Below are 15823 nucleotides of genomic sequence, written 5' to 3' on the forward strand. Positions count from 1 at the left end.
ATATGAGGACGACCAGACATTGTAATGCTCTCCTTTACTTTTTACACAAGTCTATCACATCTTTTAAAAAATGGTATGAGGTGGTGGGTATTGACAAGTGTGATACTGGAAAGTAGAATGTAGAAATTATGAAAAAAAACCTGCCACCCAAACTCAACAGTGAAATCTTAAAACAGTTGGCGACAGAGAAACTGGTAGAGATGATCGTGGAGCAGGCGAGGGCTATAGAGCAGTTAAAATCCAGAGTAATAGAACTAGAACAGGAAATAGAGAAACTTAAAATCAGCAGAGATTTAGACAGCACAAGATCATCAAAGCCACCATCGTCCGACCTCCTCAAAAAAAGCGAGAAAAAACTTGAAGCTCAAACAACAGATGAAAGGGAGACACCAAAACGGAAACCAGGAGGACAACCAGGGCATCCGGGAAAAACGAGGAAGGGGTTTGGTCGGGTAGATAGATTAGAGATATTACGACCGCAAGTGTGTACGTGTTGTGGTCAAAGCGAATTCAGTGGCGAACCCATCAAAATAGAGAGACAGCAAGTAGCTCAGTTAGTAGAGAGTCCAATAGAAATAGTAGAATATCAAAGATATACGTGTATTTGCAGCGAGTGTGGGGAAACACAAACAGCAGACTGGTCGCCAGAAATAGTACCGGGACAAGATATCGGAATCAGACTGCAAGCTTTTTTAGGATGGATAAATAATTACGGACAATTATCCTACGAAAAACAACAAGAACTGTTGTGGGAACTGGGAAAAATAGAAATAGGAGTGGGAACTTTAGTAGCGACCAATGAAAGAATAAATGGCGCAGTGACTCAAAGTATTGACCAGCTCAAACAGTGGGTCAAACAAACCCAGCCCAATATCCATGCGGATGAAACGCCAAGGGCCGTCAAAGGGGTCAAAGAATGGTTATGGATTTTTGCCAATACCAACTTCGCTTTATTTCATGCTGCTGATACTCGCTCTCGCGCGGAATTAGAATCTATTTTGGGTTCTTGCTACGAAGGTGTACTTAGTTCAGATGACTATAGCGCCTATAATGGTTATCCTGTCAAGGCCCAACAAAAATGTCTGGCGCATTTACGCCGTCACTTCAAGAAACTAATCCAGGTTCCTGGCTTAAATAACCAGGAGATTGGAGCAAAATTTATTAGCCTGATAGATGAGGGTTTTAAAAACTATGCTTTATGCCAACAAACCCAAAACCTTGATGAATTCTTGAGTTGGACATCCCAGTTTAAACCAAAAGTTGAATCTACGATTAATTCATGGATAGAGAGAGCCGGAGGGGAAGCCGGGAAACTTTTACGCTCCTTGAGGAAGAAAGCTGATCTCCGGGTGGTATTTTTTAGACCATCCAGAGATACCGCCTGATAATAATTTAGCAGAACGAACGTTACGTTTAGCCGTCACAAAAAGAAAAATTAGTGGAGGTTCCCGGTCTATGGAACGGTTTCAAGATACTGCCAATTTATTGACTGTTATACAAACTTGTCGCCATCAAGGACGTTGTGTCATTGAGTTTTTTGACCAAGCTCTAAAAGCAATGGTTGACTCGGCTGTGCAGACTCCTTCTTTAATTCCTCTAATTGAGACCTGAATCCTTACCTTTCTTGCTTCTTCCTTCTTCTTTTAACGTCCCAATTCCTCATTACTAATTCCCAAATGACTCGCTTAGCCACAACAATAGAAGCCATACTTTACTTAAAAGGTCAGCCAGTGTCGATCGCAGAAATTGCCGAGATTGCCAAGTGCGATCGAGCCCAAGCCGAAGACGCCATCATCGAACTCATGTCTGACTCGTCCCACCGCGACAGTGCATTAGAAGTCGTCGAAACCCCCACAGGATACAGCCTGCAACTCAGAGAAGAGTTTGCCAGTTTAATGCAAACTTTAATACCTCCAGAATTAGGTGTGGGAGCTTTGCGGACGCTGGCTGCGATCGCCCTCAAAGGCGGCATCGCTCAGCCAGATTTAGTTAACTTGCGAGGTTCAGGAGCTTACCAACAAGTGCAGGAACTTGTAGAAATGGGTTTCGTCCGCAAACGGCGGCCCACTGAAGGGCGGTCGTATTGGTTACAAGTTACCGAGAAATTTCATCGGTACTTTCAAGTAGACCAACTGCCAAAACAATTACAAATTGACTTTCAGGCAAATTTGTACCCAAGCAATGATGAGTAGTTTGAAGTAGAATGTAACCAGCCAGAAATTAAGAATCGCCAAATGGTTTTTCACCCTGACTTTGACACATCCAATGCCCAACAAACCGCAGTCAATCCACTGCTGAAGTACCTCCAACACCAATCCCCGGAGGTTCTAGCCCGCGTCGCCAAGTCCGTCAGCCCCGACATCAGAGAAATAATCTCTCATAACGTTCAAGGACTTGTGGGCGTTTTGCCTTCAGAAAATTTTAACGTCGAAATTACCACCGATCGCGAAAACTTAGCAGGTTTGCTAGCTTCAGCGATGATGACAGGCTATTTTTTGAGGCAAATGGAGCAGAGGATGCACCTAGAAGAAAATTTAGCAAGCACCAGCTCGATTCAACCAAACTCACCCAAAGACAAGTAAAAAGATCAACGGGTAGAGGAAGCCAGAAAGATGAAAGTTGTTCAGAAAAATCCATAATCCTGAATCGTGGAGGCACAGGGAATTAAGAAACCGGGCTGTTAACCGGGTATCCCTCGCGCTACACCGAGGATTTTGGTAAAAAAACCCGGTTCCTCCGTCCAGGACTATAAAGCCTCAGATTTATCTTTCATCCTCCACAGTTTGCAAATAAATACCAGTTTCACAAAAGAATGCAACTGTAAGTAAGCTCCAAATCCTTATCCCATAAGTCATTCCCAATTCTTTAATCGAAAATCGAAAATGGTATTAGCCACCGGCGGAGCTACCCGATAGGGGAAAAGCACCCGGACGTACTTTAATTTTCTGAACTTGACCCAAACGGTTAATTTCCAGTTCGAGTTCTTTGCCCACAACGGTGTTTTCCACCCGTTCTTGCACGTCGCCTGGAGTGTTAACCCCAATTCCGTCAACTTTTTGAATGACATCTCCGGCGCGCAAGTCGGCTTTTTGAGCGGGGGAATTTTCCACGACTCGCGTCACGGCTACGCCTTGATCGAGGGTAATTTTATTATTATCGAGCTGTTTGTTGAGTTCTGCCTTGGTGGCGGCAGTCAAGCTGACCATTTGAATGCCAAGATAGGGATGTTCGGCTTTACCTTTGGCGAATAACTGATCGGAAATTCGTTTGGCGGTTTCGATCGGAATTGCAAATCCCAAGCCCTGAGCGTCGGCGCGAATGGCGGTATTGATGCCAATTACTTCGCCTTGGTCGTTGAGCAGCGGGCCACCAGAATTGCCGGGGTTGATGGCGGCGTCGGTTTGGATGAAGCGGACTCGCTTGTCGGGGATGCCGACTTGGGAACTCGATCGACCCGTAGCGCTGATAATGCCCACAGTCACGGTATTGTCGAGACCTAAAGGATTGCCGATCGCGATCGCCCACTGTCCCGGTACAATATTGTCCGATCGACCCAAAGCCACCTGCGGCAGTTCCTTAGCATTAATCTTAACCACAGCCACATCCGTCAGCGGATCGACTCCCTGCACCTTACCCTCAAACTCGCGGCCGTCTTTGAGCGTCACCTTGACAGTATCCGTCCCGGAGACAACGTGAGCATTAGTAACGATGCGGCCGTCCGAAGTGAGAATAAACCCCGAACCCGTACCTCTCTTGACTCGTTCTTCCGGCTGCGGCAAATTCTCCCCAAAAAACCGACGAAACAACGGATTTTTGAAAGCTTCGGGCACTTGATTCGCCACCTTGCTTGATGCGTCAATCCGCACTACAGCCGGGCCGACTTTTTCGGCTGCTTCAGCAATAAAATTGGGATTGCTGCGATCGACTGCCCGATTTTCCTGAACTGGAGGAGAGGGATAGGGGGGGATTTGCTGGCGTACTACTGGCAAAACCAATCCGGTTTCCAGATTGTTTGAGCCTTGCAAATAGCGATTTCCCAACCATCCCATCCCTCCGCCGATTGACAGCAAAGTCACATAAAGGGTCGCTTGCTTAAAAGATAAACTCATTTAATAACTCCCGCTAAATACCTCATCCCCGCAGACAGGTTCTGAATCAAGCATTTTTGTCTTGGCGACGGGAAGGAAGCGGGGCGGGGCGTACCGCTTCCTCAAGAACATAGCTGTTAACAGGCAGGCGCCCATCGGCATCACAGGCAATTTTGCCGGATTTGCCAAGAGCGACTAAAACTAATAATTCTCATCCTAACTTGGCTTAGCCTGGGATTTACAGTCTGGGGGGTGGCTAGAGCTTTCAAATATGCACTTTCACGGGATTTTAAAATTGTCAACTGTCCGAAATGAATACTTTTTTATGTACATAATGACTTTTAAACGCTTATTTCCGCTGATTTCTGCACTAATTTGGTCGATCGCACCCGTTGGGAAAGCGGCGACAAATACCGAGATCCCACCTGCAAATCTTCCTTCAGGTACACCTGTAGAAAACCCCGACCCCGCCCGCGATTGCCCGAGTCCGGCTATGTCTCGGTTGCGTCGCCACACTGTGGCCCAGGGCGAAACAATTGAAAGCATCGCGCGGCAGTACAATGTGATTCCTGCGGCGCTGATCGGGATAAATCCCATGTTGCGGGGCGGTGGAGTATCTGCTGGAAGTGCGATCGTCATTCCTCCGTACAGTGGCATGGAGGTAGAAGTGCCTGCGGGCTGGAATTGGCAAAAACTGGCAGAAGCTTACAAAGTGCCCGCAGACTTGCTATTTGAGGCGAATGGGTGCAGGTCTTTGGGGAAAACGGTGTTTGTGCCAGCGGTGAATAGGTCGATCGGGCGTTCTATCACTCCCGATGCAACGCCATCGGTGCAAGGATTTCCGCTGCCCGCCCCAGCAGTGGAAGCTTTGCGTTACGGGCGGCAATTGCATCCGGCGCGGCGCGAATTTTTTTTCCACAGCGGCGTAGATTTTTTGGCGTCGGAGGGTACGCAGGTTTTGGCGGCGGGCGAAGGGACTATCGCCTTTGCCGGGCCGCAGGGGGATTACGGGAATTTAGTGGTGGTGAACCATGAAGCGGGGAAGCAAACGCGCTACGCTCATTTGAAAGATATTGCGGTAAAAGTCGGTCAAAAAATGCAGTCTGGAGAAGTTTTGGGAACTGTGGGGACGACGGGAAAACGGGACATTCCGCCATCTCATTTGCATTTTGAAGTTCGGTACAATTCGGGCTTGGGTTGGGTTGCTGAAGACCCGCTGCTTTATTTGCAAGCGACTATTAAAAAATAGGATTGTTAGTGTGCTGGGGGGGGTGACAACCCGCCCCAAATCCAGACGGGGTAAGGATTGAGCTGTGTTGTGGTAAAAAAAGATAGGCAGCAGAATTATTACACGATTGCCTATCCCAAAAAATATGTTACCAACATTTTACTAGACTCACTTACAAAAACAACTGACGCAAACCCCGTTTATTTTACTCACAATCTTTTTGAACCTGATAGAATCCGAGAAACAAGTAACGATCGCACTAATCGGGTTCCCATTAATCACTTATTGGTTAACAACTTATTGCCCGATCGCACATTTCTCTCCAATTCGATCGCCCATAAACCCAAAAACCCGATCGCCCATAAACCCAAAAATCCGATCGCCCCGATCAACACAAAAATTTGATCGCACATTTCTCTCAAATTCGATCGCCCTGAAACTCGTTACATTAGGACTTACAAGGGAGGCCGAGAAACCGGGTTTTTGACGACAAGACGCACTCCCACCACAGATTCGGTAAAAACCCGGTTTCTTTGGTGGGAGTGCGTCCAGAACCGTACACAAAAAATTAGATCGCCCGAACCGACCCAAAAATCCAATTATCACCCGCCGCTAACTCCCTCCAATCGCAGGAAATGCACCCGGCCCGACTCATCGCCGGCTACAACTGTCACCCCATCAGGCGCGATCGCACAGCACTTAAACTTATAATCTCCGCTGAAACTAGCAACCTCTTTGTAGCTAATCAAATCCCAGACTTTAAGGGTGTTATCCGATGAAGCGGAAACCGCTATGAGGCCGTTAGGGGCGCTCGCCACTGCATTTACCCAGTCAGTATGACCGATGAGGGTTATAAGTTCCGTACCGCTGTCTGTGTCCCAGATTTTGAGGGTGTTATCTAATGAAGCGGAAATCGCTGTTTTGCCAGAGGGTAAGGTCGCCACTGCATTGACAATGCCAGTATGACCGATGAGGGTGAAAAGTGGAGTGCCACTGTCTGTGTCCCAGATTTTCAGGGTTTTATCTGATGAAGCAGAAATCACTGTCTTGCCATCGGGTGCCATCGCTATTGCATTTACCCCGCTAGTATGACCGGTAAGGGTTAAGAGTTCGGTGCCTGTCTCGGTGTTCCAGATTTTCAGGGTTTCATCCCATGAACCGGAAATCGCTGTCTTGCCATCGGGTGCGATCGCCACTCCATTTACCCCGTCATTATGATCGGTGAGGGTTAAGAGTTCAGTTCCTGTCTCGGTGTCCCAGATTTTCAGGGTGCGATCGCCTGAAGCGGAAATCGCTGTCTTGCCATCGGGTGCGCTCGCTACTGCATTTACCCCGCTAGTATGACCGGTGAGGGTTAAGAGTTCGGTGCCTGTCCCGGTGTCCCAGATTTTCAGGGTTTCATCCCATGAACCGGAAATCGCTGTCTTGCCATCGGGTGCGATCACCACTCCATTTACCCCGTCAGTATGACCGGTGAGGGTTAAGAATTCGGTACCTGTCTCGATGTCCCAGATTTTCAGGGTTTCATCCCATGAACCGGAAATTGCTGTCTTGCCATCGGGTGAGATCGCCACTGCACTTACGAAGCTAGTATGACCGGTGAGGGTTCTAAGTAGGGTGCCGTTGTCTGTGTCCCAGACTTTTAGGGTTTTATCCTGTGAAGCCGAAATCGCTGTTTTGCCGTCTGGTGCGATCGCCACTGCATATACCGCTGCCACTGCATATACCGCGCTAGTAGGATCGGTAAGGGTTCTAAGTAGGATGCCTGTCTCGGTGTCCCAGATTTTCAGGATGCGATCGCGTGAACCTGAAGCGGAAATCGCTGTCTTGCCATCGGGTGCGATCGCTACTGCTCTGACCCCGCTAGTATGACCGGTGAGGGTTAAGAGTTCAGTGCCACTGTCTGTCTCCCAGATTTTGAGGGTTTTATCCCCTGAACCGGAAATCGCTGTCTTGCCGTCTGGTGCGATCGCCACTGCATTTACCCCGTCAGTATGACCGGTGAGGGTTAAGAGTTCAGTGCCACTAAGCAAACCCCAGATTTTCAGGGTGTTATCCTCTGAAGCAGAAATCGCTGTCTTGCCATCGGGTGCGATCGCCACTGCTCTGACCCCGCTAGTATGACCGGTGAGGGTTAAGAGTTCAGTGCCACTGTCTGTATCCCAGACTTTTAGGGTTTTATCCTGTGAAGCCGAAATCGCTGTTTTGCCGTCTGGTGCGATCGCCACTGCATATACATAGCTAGTATGACCGATGAGGGTGAAAAGTAGACTGCCACTTTCTGTGTCCCAAATTTTCAGGGTTCGATCTTCTGAAGCCGAAATTGCTGTTTTGCCGTCTGGTGCGATCGCCACTGCTGTTACCGAGTCAGTATGACCGACCAGCGTTCGCAATGCCCCTTCATTCGCCCGTTCTAAATTAGCCTTTAAAGGCCGCAGCCAAGGACTATCTTTCGACTGCTTTGCTTGTGCCAGCATTGCCTGAATCCCAGGCATTTCCAAATCCAATAACCTCCCCCACAAATGTTCTACCAACTGGGTTTTATCCTTTTCCAAAACGTGCGCCGACTTGCGAATTCCTCCTTGAATCAACCGCAAAGTTTCAGTTTGCCCCTCCGACAGCAACACATCTGCATTTCTCCCTAAATCGTAATCCTCAATTAGCGGCTGCACCCCCAACAATTTTAACTTCGCCTCAATAAAACCAAAATCCGTCAGCCAACGATAATAACGGTTGAAATCTCGCCCAATCTCAATGAAATCCCTGGGTTGATGCTTCAACAAATATTCTCGCTCCGATTTACTTTGCTTCGCCAACCACACACCCAAATCGCTCATATAGGCGCTCCTTCTATCCTTTTATTCATACCTTGGCGGTTAAGTTCTTCAACATTAACCCCCGCAGATTGCACGGTTTCATCTTTTGCCAGAAACTCGCGAAAACTGTTGTGATAAGTGCTGTACCGAATTTCGCCGTTGACTTGCTGCTGCCGCAAAAATGAATCCCATTTCTTGAGTACCTGCTGTACTTTAAAATCTGTCTCGCCTACCGATTTAGCAATCCAGCCGCGAGAAACAGCTTCGCGCGCTTTCGAGATCACGTAGATAATCTTAACTTTCATCTCCAACAGCGGATCGTCTTCCCTGCCCATCATCTGTGCCCAATGCTTCCCATAATATCCTGTCAACTCCCTAGGCAAATCTTCCAAAGAAACATCCCTGTACTCGCCGTTTTCGATATCATTCAGCACGTAGCGGAGATACATAAAATTGTTCTGGCTTTTTTCAGCCACCGCCCCCACAAACTCTTCCAGGCTCAAATCATGACTGGCAATCCAATTCTGAATCGACGCGCTATTGCTGGTGCGTTTTGCAATATAAGCCTTCGTATCTTCCAGACTTTCTGCATCGTACTGCATCAAATCAAACACCCGATGATTCATCGGCAAAGGCAAAAATTCCGGCCGCTTGGAAACAATAAAGTAAACGTTATCCGGCAAAACTTCCGGCAAATAGAGAACGTTGCTACCGCTACTTTGCAAACTCAAATCTACTTCATCGAGGGCATCTACCACAAAAATCAACTTTTTCCCGCCCAATGTAGCGCTGACTTCCCCCAACAGTCGCCCTAAAAAATTGCCGTTTGCCGTCGCATTTTCCGGCAGTTGCGGATACTTATCCCTGAGTTTAAAGCCTTGTATTAACTGAATGCAGGCATTTTCGAGAAATATTTTTGCATCAACAATTCCGTCGGATCGCGAGTTAAAATGAGTAACGCAGCGGCCTCTCATCATCAACACGGACTGCGCCATAATTGAACTTTTCCCGACACCCGGTTCTGCTTCTAAAACAAAATAGCCTTTCGGATTTTTATGCAAGAAACTGGCAATTTCTTCAAATACAAACTTGCGCCCGGTAAAGTCTTTAGTCCGGTCTTCAATAATCGTCTCGGACTTCAAAGAAATCGGCAATCGGGGCGCGGAAGTATCGATAAATGTTTGCAGCAATTCCCGAACTTGCGCCAAATCGTCCCGGATGCCAATTTCTATGGCGGACAATTTCACCATCACTTGACAAATCTGCTGCCCAGTTGCCACGGCCTCCAATTTGTGCAGAATTTCCCCATTTTGCAGCCCCAAATCTTTGAGTTCTGCCAAAGCAATTTGGTGCAGGTTCAACAGCATCGCCGCAAACTTTTCTCCTCCCTTCGCCGCATCCAGTTTCAGCACTTCGCGGTACGCTTTCGGGAAAGTTGCGTACAGTTTGTCCGCCACAAATTCCACAATTTCCGCATCGAAGGATTTGCCCTCGCTGGCCGCGAATTCGTTGACGAAACTTGCCCAATCTGCCGTTGTCAATCCGGTAACTCGATCAAACTCCTCGGCATCCGCAGAAAAAATCTTGGTTAACTGGTCTTCGGAAATATTTAAACCCCTTGACAAGTCGGCTGTATTCGTGTTAATATCCAGCCAGTATTCAGGAGTTTTCTCGGCTAATTGACTGAGTGCTGTTTCTGGATAAGGCAAATTTTTGGTTTCGGCGATCGCAATTAAGCGATCAGACTTCGCAACCTCTCTCAAAATATAGCCGATCGCCTCACCCGCCGCCTTAATCAAATCGTGATTATCGAGAATCCTCGGATTTTTGCTCAACCCTTCCGTCATCCGATTTCCGAGGTCATTAGCCGCGATATTCCCCGCTATACCAGTAGCAATCGCCGCCAAGATCGAAACTCCCCCAACTGCGATCGGGCCGCCGATCATACCCGCTGCTGCTTGAGTTCCCGGATTGGCGATCGCATTTGAAATAACTTGTCCAATAGCCATCACCGCACTGCATCCAATAACCCTAGTTTTAAAATTAGCTAAGTCCATTAGTGGCATAAAATAAATATTCCTCTTTTAAATAGTTGGTAGTAATTATATCTTGCCGGCTGCCGTTTAGTCCGTCGCTGCGAAAATTTCAAGTTGATTTAGAGATGGTAGATCGCGACTAACCCTACGATATAAAGTAAAATATAATTAATTATCTAGAAGTTCTTTTTCTTGCAAAAGTTGGGTAGCCCAAACCCGATCTTCTTCCGAGAGAGACGGTACGGGTTCTTGATTATAGTCGATCCGATAATCATAGCCAGCGCGATCGTAAATACCTGCAAATATTTCTGGTAAATTAACAATAGGTTCTACATCTTCCTCACGCAAGGGAAGCGGAAATATAGGTAGAGAATCGCGGAGATTAAAAGCATAAAGTTCGGCAAACGGACGGCGATTACTGGGACTGACCAAAACCCGATAATCGCTTTGAATAGAATTATTAAGAATGGGCATAGATTCCCATTTTCGTAGTAAATCGATTTCGACTAAATTGGTTAAGCTGCCTAAAATACTCTGGCGTTTTTTGAGATAAGTAATTCTTCCTTCTCCACTACGTTTGTTCACGGGAGAAAGAATTTCAATTGCGGTGACAACTTGTTTCGTTGCCATTTCTCGCACTTCCAGGTAAGTCTGTTTAATCTTTTCAGGAGCCGGCACTTTGACGGTAGTCGGAAGTGTTATAGTTAAAGTAGCAACTGAACCTGTAGGAATATTCGGGTTATTAGATTGACGCTTAATCGCGACATCGGGGATACCTACTAAAAGGGAGTCGTTGTTACTGTCATTTGGCTCGGTAATTTCATAGATGCGTTTGTCGATTGCAACCTCATATTTAGGGCGAATTTGAGGGACTAAGGATGCCGCGATCGCAGAAATTAACCAATGATGAGTTTCCTGCCAGAAATCGGGGTGTTCTAAGTAGGGGTCCATTCCAGGAAAAGGTGAAGGCATAGGACTGTTCTCCGATGTATTGACTTTCAAATCATTTTAGCATTTTTAATTTTGTAGGGTGCGTCGCTACGAGATTTTCGAGTGTCCCTGAAAATTAGGGACACGGCATTGCCGTGTCCCTACAATAGCGACGCACCCTAGGGTATTTACAACAATGTCGCAAATATCAACTACAAAACAGCAGCCACACTTGCCATCAACAACCCTTGAAACAATTTCACCCCATCAGTTTCGCCCAACATCGGATCGGATGCCCGTTCTGGATGCGGCATCATTCCTAACACATTGCCTTGGCGATTGCAAATACCGGCAATATTATTTAACGAGCCGTTGGGATTCCCAGCATCGCTAATTTTGCCCGCCTCTGTGCAGTAGCGAAACAACACTTGATTGTGATCTTCTAGTTCTGCTAAAGTATCGGCATCCGCATAATAGTTGCCTTCACCGTGGGCGATCGGCAAATCGATGATTTCACCCGAAGTATAAGCCGCAGTCCAACGAGTATTACCGCGCTCGACTTTCAAAGAAGCGCGATCGCAAATAAAATTCAATCCCGCATTCCGCACCAGAGCACCGGGCAGCAAACCAGCTTCAGTCAACACCTGAAAACCGTTGCAAATACCCAGTACAAGTTTGCCCTGTTTCGCGTGTTCCGCAGTAGCCCGCATCGCCGGAGAAAAACGGGCGATCGCGCCGCACCGCAAATAATCTCCGTAACTGAAACCGCCGGGAATTACAATGATATCGATATCCGAAATATCGGTATCTTCGTGCCAAATCATCCGCGTCGGTTGGTGAAGTAACCCTTGAGTCACCCATACCACATCGCGATCGCAATTTGAACCCGGAAAAACAATAACTCCAAATTTCATAAGCTGAAGGAAGAGGGAAGAAGGAAGAGGGAAGAAGGAAGAAGGAAGAGGGAAGAGGGAGGAAGGAAGAGGTGTCAACATAAGACTAAAATCTTATGTTTCTCTCGCTTGTATCAAAGTCTCGATCCCCCTAAATCCCCCTTAAGAAGGGGGACTTTGAGTGCTCCGAGTTTTCGTGTTCTTAACGAAGACTTTGAACGCTCTTGTCCTGGCCTTTTTAATAGAGACTTTGAACACTATTGTCCCCCCCTTATTAAGGGGGGTTAGGGGGGATCTCCGGGGCTAAAAACACACCCTAGGGGCGATCGCATTTATGCCGCCGCTGTCTCCACAGCAACAGGAATTTCAGTCAAATCAAAGCGATAATTTTCAATCACTGGATTGGCCAAAAGTTGGTCGCAAACGCGATCGAGTTGTTCGCGGGCCTCCGACTCACCAGCAGCAGTCAGCCTCAATTCAACGTACTTCCCGATTCGCACACGCTCAACATTGTCGTATCCCATGTGTTGCAAACCAGACTGTACGGCTGTGCCGGCCGGATCTAAAACAGAAGGGCGGAGGGTAACATAGATTTGGGCAAGATATTTCTGAGTCACGGGAATGTTGCGGTAGGTGATGTGAAAGTTAGCCCCATTGTATTCTACAACTGAGCTGCGCGCCGATCGCCATTTGGTTCGCCCAAGTAAGATAGCCTAGAAATAGGGACAGATGTGATTCCAGCAGATTCGAGAAAAAAATTATGAGAACCAACCACACCCGCAGTCAGGAGCGTATTTTAAACTTGCTCAAAGTCCTGAATCGATCGCTCTCAGCGCAAGATATCTACTTAGAACTGCGTAACAGCGACCAAAGCATGGGCCTAGCAACAGTTTACCGCTCCCTCGACGGTTTAAAGCGAGAGGGGTTCGTTCACGTCAGAACTCTCGCTAGTGGCGAGTCTCTCTACGGTGCCGCCCACCAAGACCAACATCACCTAACTTGTCTGGAATGCGGCACCTCCATTACGATCGACGAATGCCCCGTCCACCACTTAGAAAGCCAACTACAACAATCTCATTCTTTCAAGATTTATTATCACACTTTGGAGTTTTTCGGATTGTGCGATCGATGTACTTTGGCTCAAGAATCTTAGAGAGGTTATTAGTCATGAGTGATATCAATTCCGGTTGCACGAGCGAAATGATTGTTGACTGTTGACTGTTGAGTGTTGACTGTAGAAGGAGGGGTCGAACCGCGCAGCCGGGTGTTGTTTGTGTAGCGACAGATTTCAACCTGTCGTTTTATTAACTAGCTCAAGGATGCAAAAACTCTAAATGGTCTCCTGGAATCGATCGCAATTTTGCAGCCGAACCTTGCATTTTCAACCGGCCGCGTTCTAACATGATAATCCAATCGGCGCGATCGATCACTCGCGGCCTGTGACTGATAAAAATCGTGGTTTTCCCGTGCCGATACATCAACAATTGTTCTAAAACTTCCGCTTCGCTTGCGGGGTCAAGCCCTGCGGTAGATTCGTCTAAAATCAATACGGGTGGGTTGTTGAGAATGCCGCGGGCGATCGCCAATCTTTGTCTTTGTCCGCCAGAAATATTCGCTCCAAACTCCCCTAAAACAGTTTGATATTTATCCGGCAATTGGCTGATAAATTCATCCGCGCCCGCAATTTTGCAAACTTTAACAATCTGTTCAAAGCTGATATCTGGGCTGCCCAAACGAAAATTTTCTAGAATCGAACGGCTCCAAAAATGCGCTTCTTGAGGAACAAGAACAACCTGCTGTCTGAGACTGTCAAGAGACAAATCCTGCAAGTTGTAACCGCCAATTCTAATATTACCAGATTGCAGCGGGTACAGACCAGCAATTACTTTTGCCAGCGTACTTTTTCCGCAGCCAGAATAGCCGATTAAAGCAATTGCTTGACCGCCGGGAAACGTCACCGAAAAATTTTCCAGCAAGTCAAGTCGGCCGGGGTAGTGAAAACTAACACCCTTGCAAACAATACCGTCGCGGTCCTGAATAGTTACAAAAGGTTTATTACTATCATTTTTTGTTTCCGGTTCAGCATCGATAACTTCCGAAAGCCGTTGAGTTGCTGTCTGGACGCGAGTTATTTCATCCGAAAATCCGACTAAGGAAGTCACCCAAGTAGTAACGTTTTGATTCATACTAATAAACGCTAGCAACTGACCGATACTCAATACCTTGTCAATCACCAAACCGCTGCCCAACCACAGCAGGCTAATGCTGCCCGCCGAGGCAATAAACCCGGAAAATATATTGTTGAGTATGCCAATTTGTGTAGTGCGGAAAGTGATATTTGCTAACCGGCCGAAGCGGCTTTGAAATTCTTCCCAAAGTTGCTGACCGCTGCTAGTAGTTTTGACGGTCAGCGCGCCTTTAAAAGTTTCTACTAAAACGCCTTGAGTTTCGGCTTCCAACACAAATAAACTGCGCGTTTTTTGCTGCAATACGGGCAGAAATACCACTGTAGATGCAGTCATTAACAGAGCAATCACTGTAGCTGCTAGCGTCAGTTCTTTGCTGTAAAACAGCATAAAAATAAAAGAAACTACAGCGATAAAAAATTGACTAGGCAAGCTGATAGCGACTTGAGAAACTAATTTATTTATTTCTTGGATATCTTGTAATCTACTGACGATTTCGCCGCTGCGTCTGGTTTCGTAAAAACTCAAAGGCAATCGCAGAAATTTGCGCGCGAACTCCATCACCAATCCTAACTCTAAACGCTGGGAAAACTGAGCAATTAAGTTCGACTGTACTAACCCTAAACTGCTGCTAAAAAGGTTCATAACTATAACTGCGATCGCCACGCTTGCCAGGAGTTGTCTGTCGCCCCGCACCAGAATGTCGTCGGTGAGCAGTTGAACGAGAAAAGGCGAAGAAATTGACAGCAAACCCAACACCATATTCAGCAAAAATGCTTCCATTAAAATCGGGCGATAAATCCCAATCCGGCGCATCCATTTTTGTAAAGAATTGGCGGGCGGTTGACCCTCTGCTGCCGCAAAAAACCGCTCCGCATCGGGTTCTACTAGCAAGCACAGCCAATCTGTCCAAGCTGCTGCTAATTCTGCTTTAGAAACATAGCGCATACCGACAGCCGGATCGCCGATCGCATATTGGTTGCCCTGTTTACCGTACAAAACAACCCAGTGATAGCCGCTCCAGTGAATAATCATCGGTAGAGGGGCATCATCGAGCTTGTCTAAAATTGCAGCGGCTGCTCGCACCGATCGAGCATTAAAGCCGATCGCCTCAGCTCCTTGTTTCAAGCCCAGTAAACTCGTCCCTTGTTGCCCAGTGCCGACAAATTCTCGCAAGCGGCTAATTGTAAAATTCTGTCCATAAAATTTAGCGATCGAAGCCAGACAAGCTGCACCGCAATCTTCTTCGCTCTGCTGGAGAACAACCTGATATTTCATCAACCTGTTTACTTGTCCGAAGAAAGGCATTTCTCGGATAAAAGGAATGTTCTTTAACATTTGGCAAAATGAATAATGAGTAGAGCCTAATGAACATTACTCTTCACCGAGTACCCAATCAGAACAAAGCACCCATAAGTTTATGGGTGCTTTATTAATTAACATCAATAGATCGAGCTGAATTGACAGCACTAAACCTTAATAGTAGCGGTACACTACTCTGAAGGAGCCGTCGCAATTCCGGCGGTACACGACGTGACGCGTCGGACGGTAACAGTTTCGACGGGAATAGTGACCGCCGTTGACGCTAGCTGATTCTTCAGGGGTGAGTTCAGCAAACAGTGAATCGTCCTTTGTTCCTTGCATGA

13 protein-coding genes and 1 pseudogene are annotated in these 15823 nt (G+C 47.0%); 5 read left to right on the plus strand and 9 right to left on the minus strand.

The features are described from left to right. The first annotated feature begins 128 nt into the window (after positions 1 to 128). The 3 genes and pseudogenes from tnpC to QUA70_RS17460 all read left to right on the plus strand — a co-directional run bounded on the left by tnpC (position 129) and on the right by QUA70_RS17460 (position 2582). A pseudogene (gene tnpC / locus QUA70_RS17450) lies at positions 129 to 1611 on the plus strand (IS66 family transposase). Positions 1612 to 1676: 65 nt separating this feature from the next. After that, complete coding sequence (gene scpB, locus QUA70_RS17455) at positions 1677 to 2192, plus strand: SMC-Scp complex subunit ScpB (RefSeq protein ID WP_333334958.1); 516 nt, start codon at positions 1677 to 1679, stop codon at positions 2190 to 2192. Between the two features lie 42 nt (positions 2193 to 2234). Beyond that, on the plus strand, positions 2235 to 2582 hold the full coding sequence (locus tag QUA70_RS17460; protein ID WP_006635907.1) for a DUF760 domain-containing protein: 348 nt from the start codon (positions 2235 to 2237) through the stop codon (positions 2580 to 2582). 306 nt (positions 2583 to 2888) lie between these two features. Here the strand turns inward: QUA70_RS17460 and QUA70_RS17465 are convergent, their stop codons facing one another. Further along, positions 2889 to 4109: an HhoA/HhoB/HtrA family serine endopeptidase gene (locus tag QUA70_RS17465; RefSeq protein ID WP_333334961.1), complete on the minus strand. Its 1221-nt coding sequence runs from the start codon at positions 4107 to 4109 to the stop codon at positions 2889 to 2891. 313 nt (positions 4110 to 4422) lie between these two features. On the opposite strand from QUA70_RS17465, the gene QUA70_RS17470 reads away from it, so the two are divergent. After that, positions 4423 to 5337, plus strand: a complete 915-nt coding sequence (locus tag QUA70_RS17470) for a M23 family metallopeptidase (RefSeq protein WP_333334964.1) — start codon at positions 4423 to 4425, stop codon at positions 5335 to 5337. Positions 5338 to 5594: 257 nt separating this feature from the next. Here QUA70_RS17470 and QUA70_RS17475 read toward each other — a convergent pair whose 3' ends face one another. From QUA70_RS17475 to purS, 6 genes are all read right to left on the minus strand, one after another. After that, positions 5595 to 5729 carry a hypothetical protein gene (locus QUA70_RS17475; protein ID WP_333334966.1) on the minus strand — a complete coding sequence of 45 codons (135 nt, stop codon included), beginning with the start codon at positions 5727 to 5729 and terminating at the stop codon, positions 5595 to 5597. A 189-nt stretch (positions 5730 to 5918) separates the two neighbouring features. Next, on the minus strand, positions 5919 to 8153 hold the full coding sequence (locus QUA70_RS17480; RefSeq protein WP_333348930.1) for a hypothetical protein: 2235 nt from the start codon (positions 8151 to 8153) through the stop codon (positions 5919 to 5921). Next, positions 8150 to 10198, minus strand: a complete 2049-nt coding sequence (locus QUA70_RS17485) for an ATP-binding protein (RefSeq protein WP_333334971.1) — start codon at positions 10196 to 10198, stop codon at positions 8150 to 8152. The genes QUA70_RS17480 and QUA70_RS17485 overlap by 4 nt, the downstream gene beginning before the upstream one ends. 138 nt (positions 10199 to 10336) lie before the next feature. Next, positions 10337 to 11140 (minus strand): DUF4058 family protein, encoded by an 804-nt coding sequence (locus QUA70_RS17490; protein WP_333334973.1) that lies wholly within the window; start codon positions 11138 to 11140, stop codon positions 10337 to 10339. A gap of 170 nt (positions 11141 to 11310) precedes the next feature. Beyond that, positions 11311 to 12012 carry a phosphoribosylformylglycinamidine synthase subunit PurQ gene (gene purQ / locus QUA70_RS17495; protein ID WP_333334976.1) on the minus strand — a complete coding sequence of 234 codons (702 nt, stop codon included), beginning with the start codon at positions 12010 to 12012 and terminating at the stop codon, positions 11311 to 11313. Between the two features lie 311 nt (positions 12013 to 12323). Then, complete coding sequence (purS, locus tag QUA70_RS17500; RefSeq protein WP_333334979.1) at positions 12324 to 12608, minus strand: phosphoribosylformylglycinamidine synthase subunit PurS; 285 nt, start codon at positions 12606 to 12608, stop codon at positions 12324 to 12326. Between the two features lie 143 nt (positions 12609 to 12751). Here purS and QUA70_RS17505 point away from each other — a divergent pair, with 143 nt between their 5' ends. After that, positions 12752 to 13144, plus strand: a complete 393-nt coding sequence (locus QUA70_RS17505; RefSeq protein WP_006634700.1) for a Fur family transcriptional regulator — start codon at positions 12752 to 12754, stop codon at positions 13142 to 13144. Positions 13145 to 13304: 160 nt separating this feature from the next. Here QUA70_RS17505 and QUA70_RS17510 read toward each other — a convergent pair whose 3' ends face one another. Together QUA70_RS17510 and QUA70_RS17515 are read right to left on the minus strand one after the other, a co-directional pair. After that, entirely contained in the window at positions 13305 to 15515 is a 2211-nt protein-coding gene (locus QUA70_RS17510; RefSeq protein WP_333334981.1) for a peptidase domain-containing ABC transporter, read from the minus strand. Between the two features lie 138 nt (positions 15516 to 15653). Beyond that, entirely contained in the window at positions 15654 to 15821 is a 168-nt protein-coding gene (locus tag QUA70_RS17515; RefSeq protein WP_333334984.1) for a hypothetical protein, read from the minus strand. Positions 15822 to 15823 lie beyond the last annotated feature (2 nt).

The organism is Microcoleus sp. LAD1_D5 (genome assembly GCF_036702115.1).
Lineage (GTDB): Bacteria > Cyanobacteriota > Cyanobacteriia > Cyanobacteriales > Microcoleaceae > Microcoleus.

What these genes read in the sequence shown, in the direction of transcription:
- scpB (WP_333334958.1), top strand. Translation starts at nt 1,677, where the DNA reads ATGACTCGCTTAGCCACAACAATAGAAGCCATACTTTACTTAAAAGGT.
- QUA70_RS17460 (WP_006635907.1), top strand. Translation starts at nt 2,235, where the DNA reads ATGGTTTTTCACCCTGACTTTGACACATCCAATGCCCAACAAACCGCA.
- QUA70_RS17465 (WP_333334961.1), bottom strand. Translation starts at nt 4,109, where the DNA reads ATGAGTTTATCTTTTAAGCAAGCGACCCTTTATGTGACTTTGCTGTCA.
- QUA70_RS17470 (WP_333334964.1), top strand. Translation starts at nt 4,423, where the DNA reads ATGACTTTTAAACGCTTATTTCCGCTGATTTCTGCACTAATTTGGTCG.
- QUA70_RS17475 (WP_333334966.1), bottom strand. Translation starts at nt 5,729, where the DNA reads ATGTGCGATCAAATTTTTGTGTTGATCGGGGCGATCGGATTTTTGGGT.
- QUA70_RS17480 (WP_333348930.1), bottom strand. Translation starts at nt 8,153, where the DNA reads ATGAGCGATTTGGGTGTGTGGTTGGCGAAGCAAAGTAAATCGGAGCGA.
- QUA70_RS17485 (WP_333334971.1), bottom strand. Translation starts at nt 10,198, where the DNA reads ATGCCACTAATGGACTTAGCTAATTTTAAAACTAGGGTTATTGGATGC.
- QUA70_RS17490 (WP_333334973.1), bottom strand. Translation starts at nt 11,140, where the DNA reads ATGCCTTCACCTTTTCCTGGAATGGACCCCTACTTAGAACACCCCGAT.
- purQ (WP_333334976.1), bottom strand. Translation starts at nt 12,012, where the DNA reads ATGAAATTTGGAGTTATTGTTTTTCCGGGTTCAAATTGCGATCGCGAT.
- QUA70_RS17505 (WP_006634700.1), top strand. Translation starts at nt 12,752, where the DNA reads ATGAGAACCAACCACACCCGCAGTCAGGAGCGTATTTTAAACTTGCTC.
- QUA70_RS17510 (WP_333334981.1), bottom strand. Translation starts at nt 15,515, where the DNA reads ATGTTAAAGAACATTCCTTTTATCCGAGAAATGCCTTTCTTCGGACAA.
- QUA70_RS17515 (WP_333334984.1), bottom strand. Translation starts at nt 15,821, where the DNA reads ATGCAAGGAACAAAGGACGATTCACTGTTTGCTGAACTCACCCCTGAA.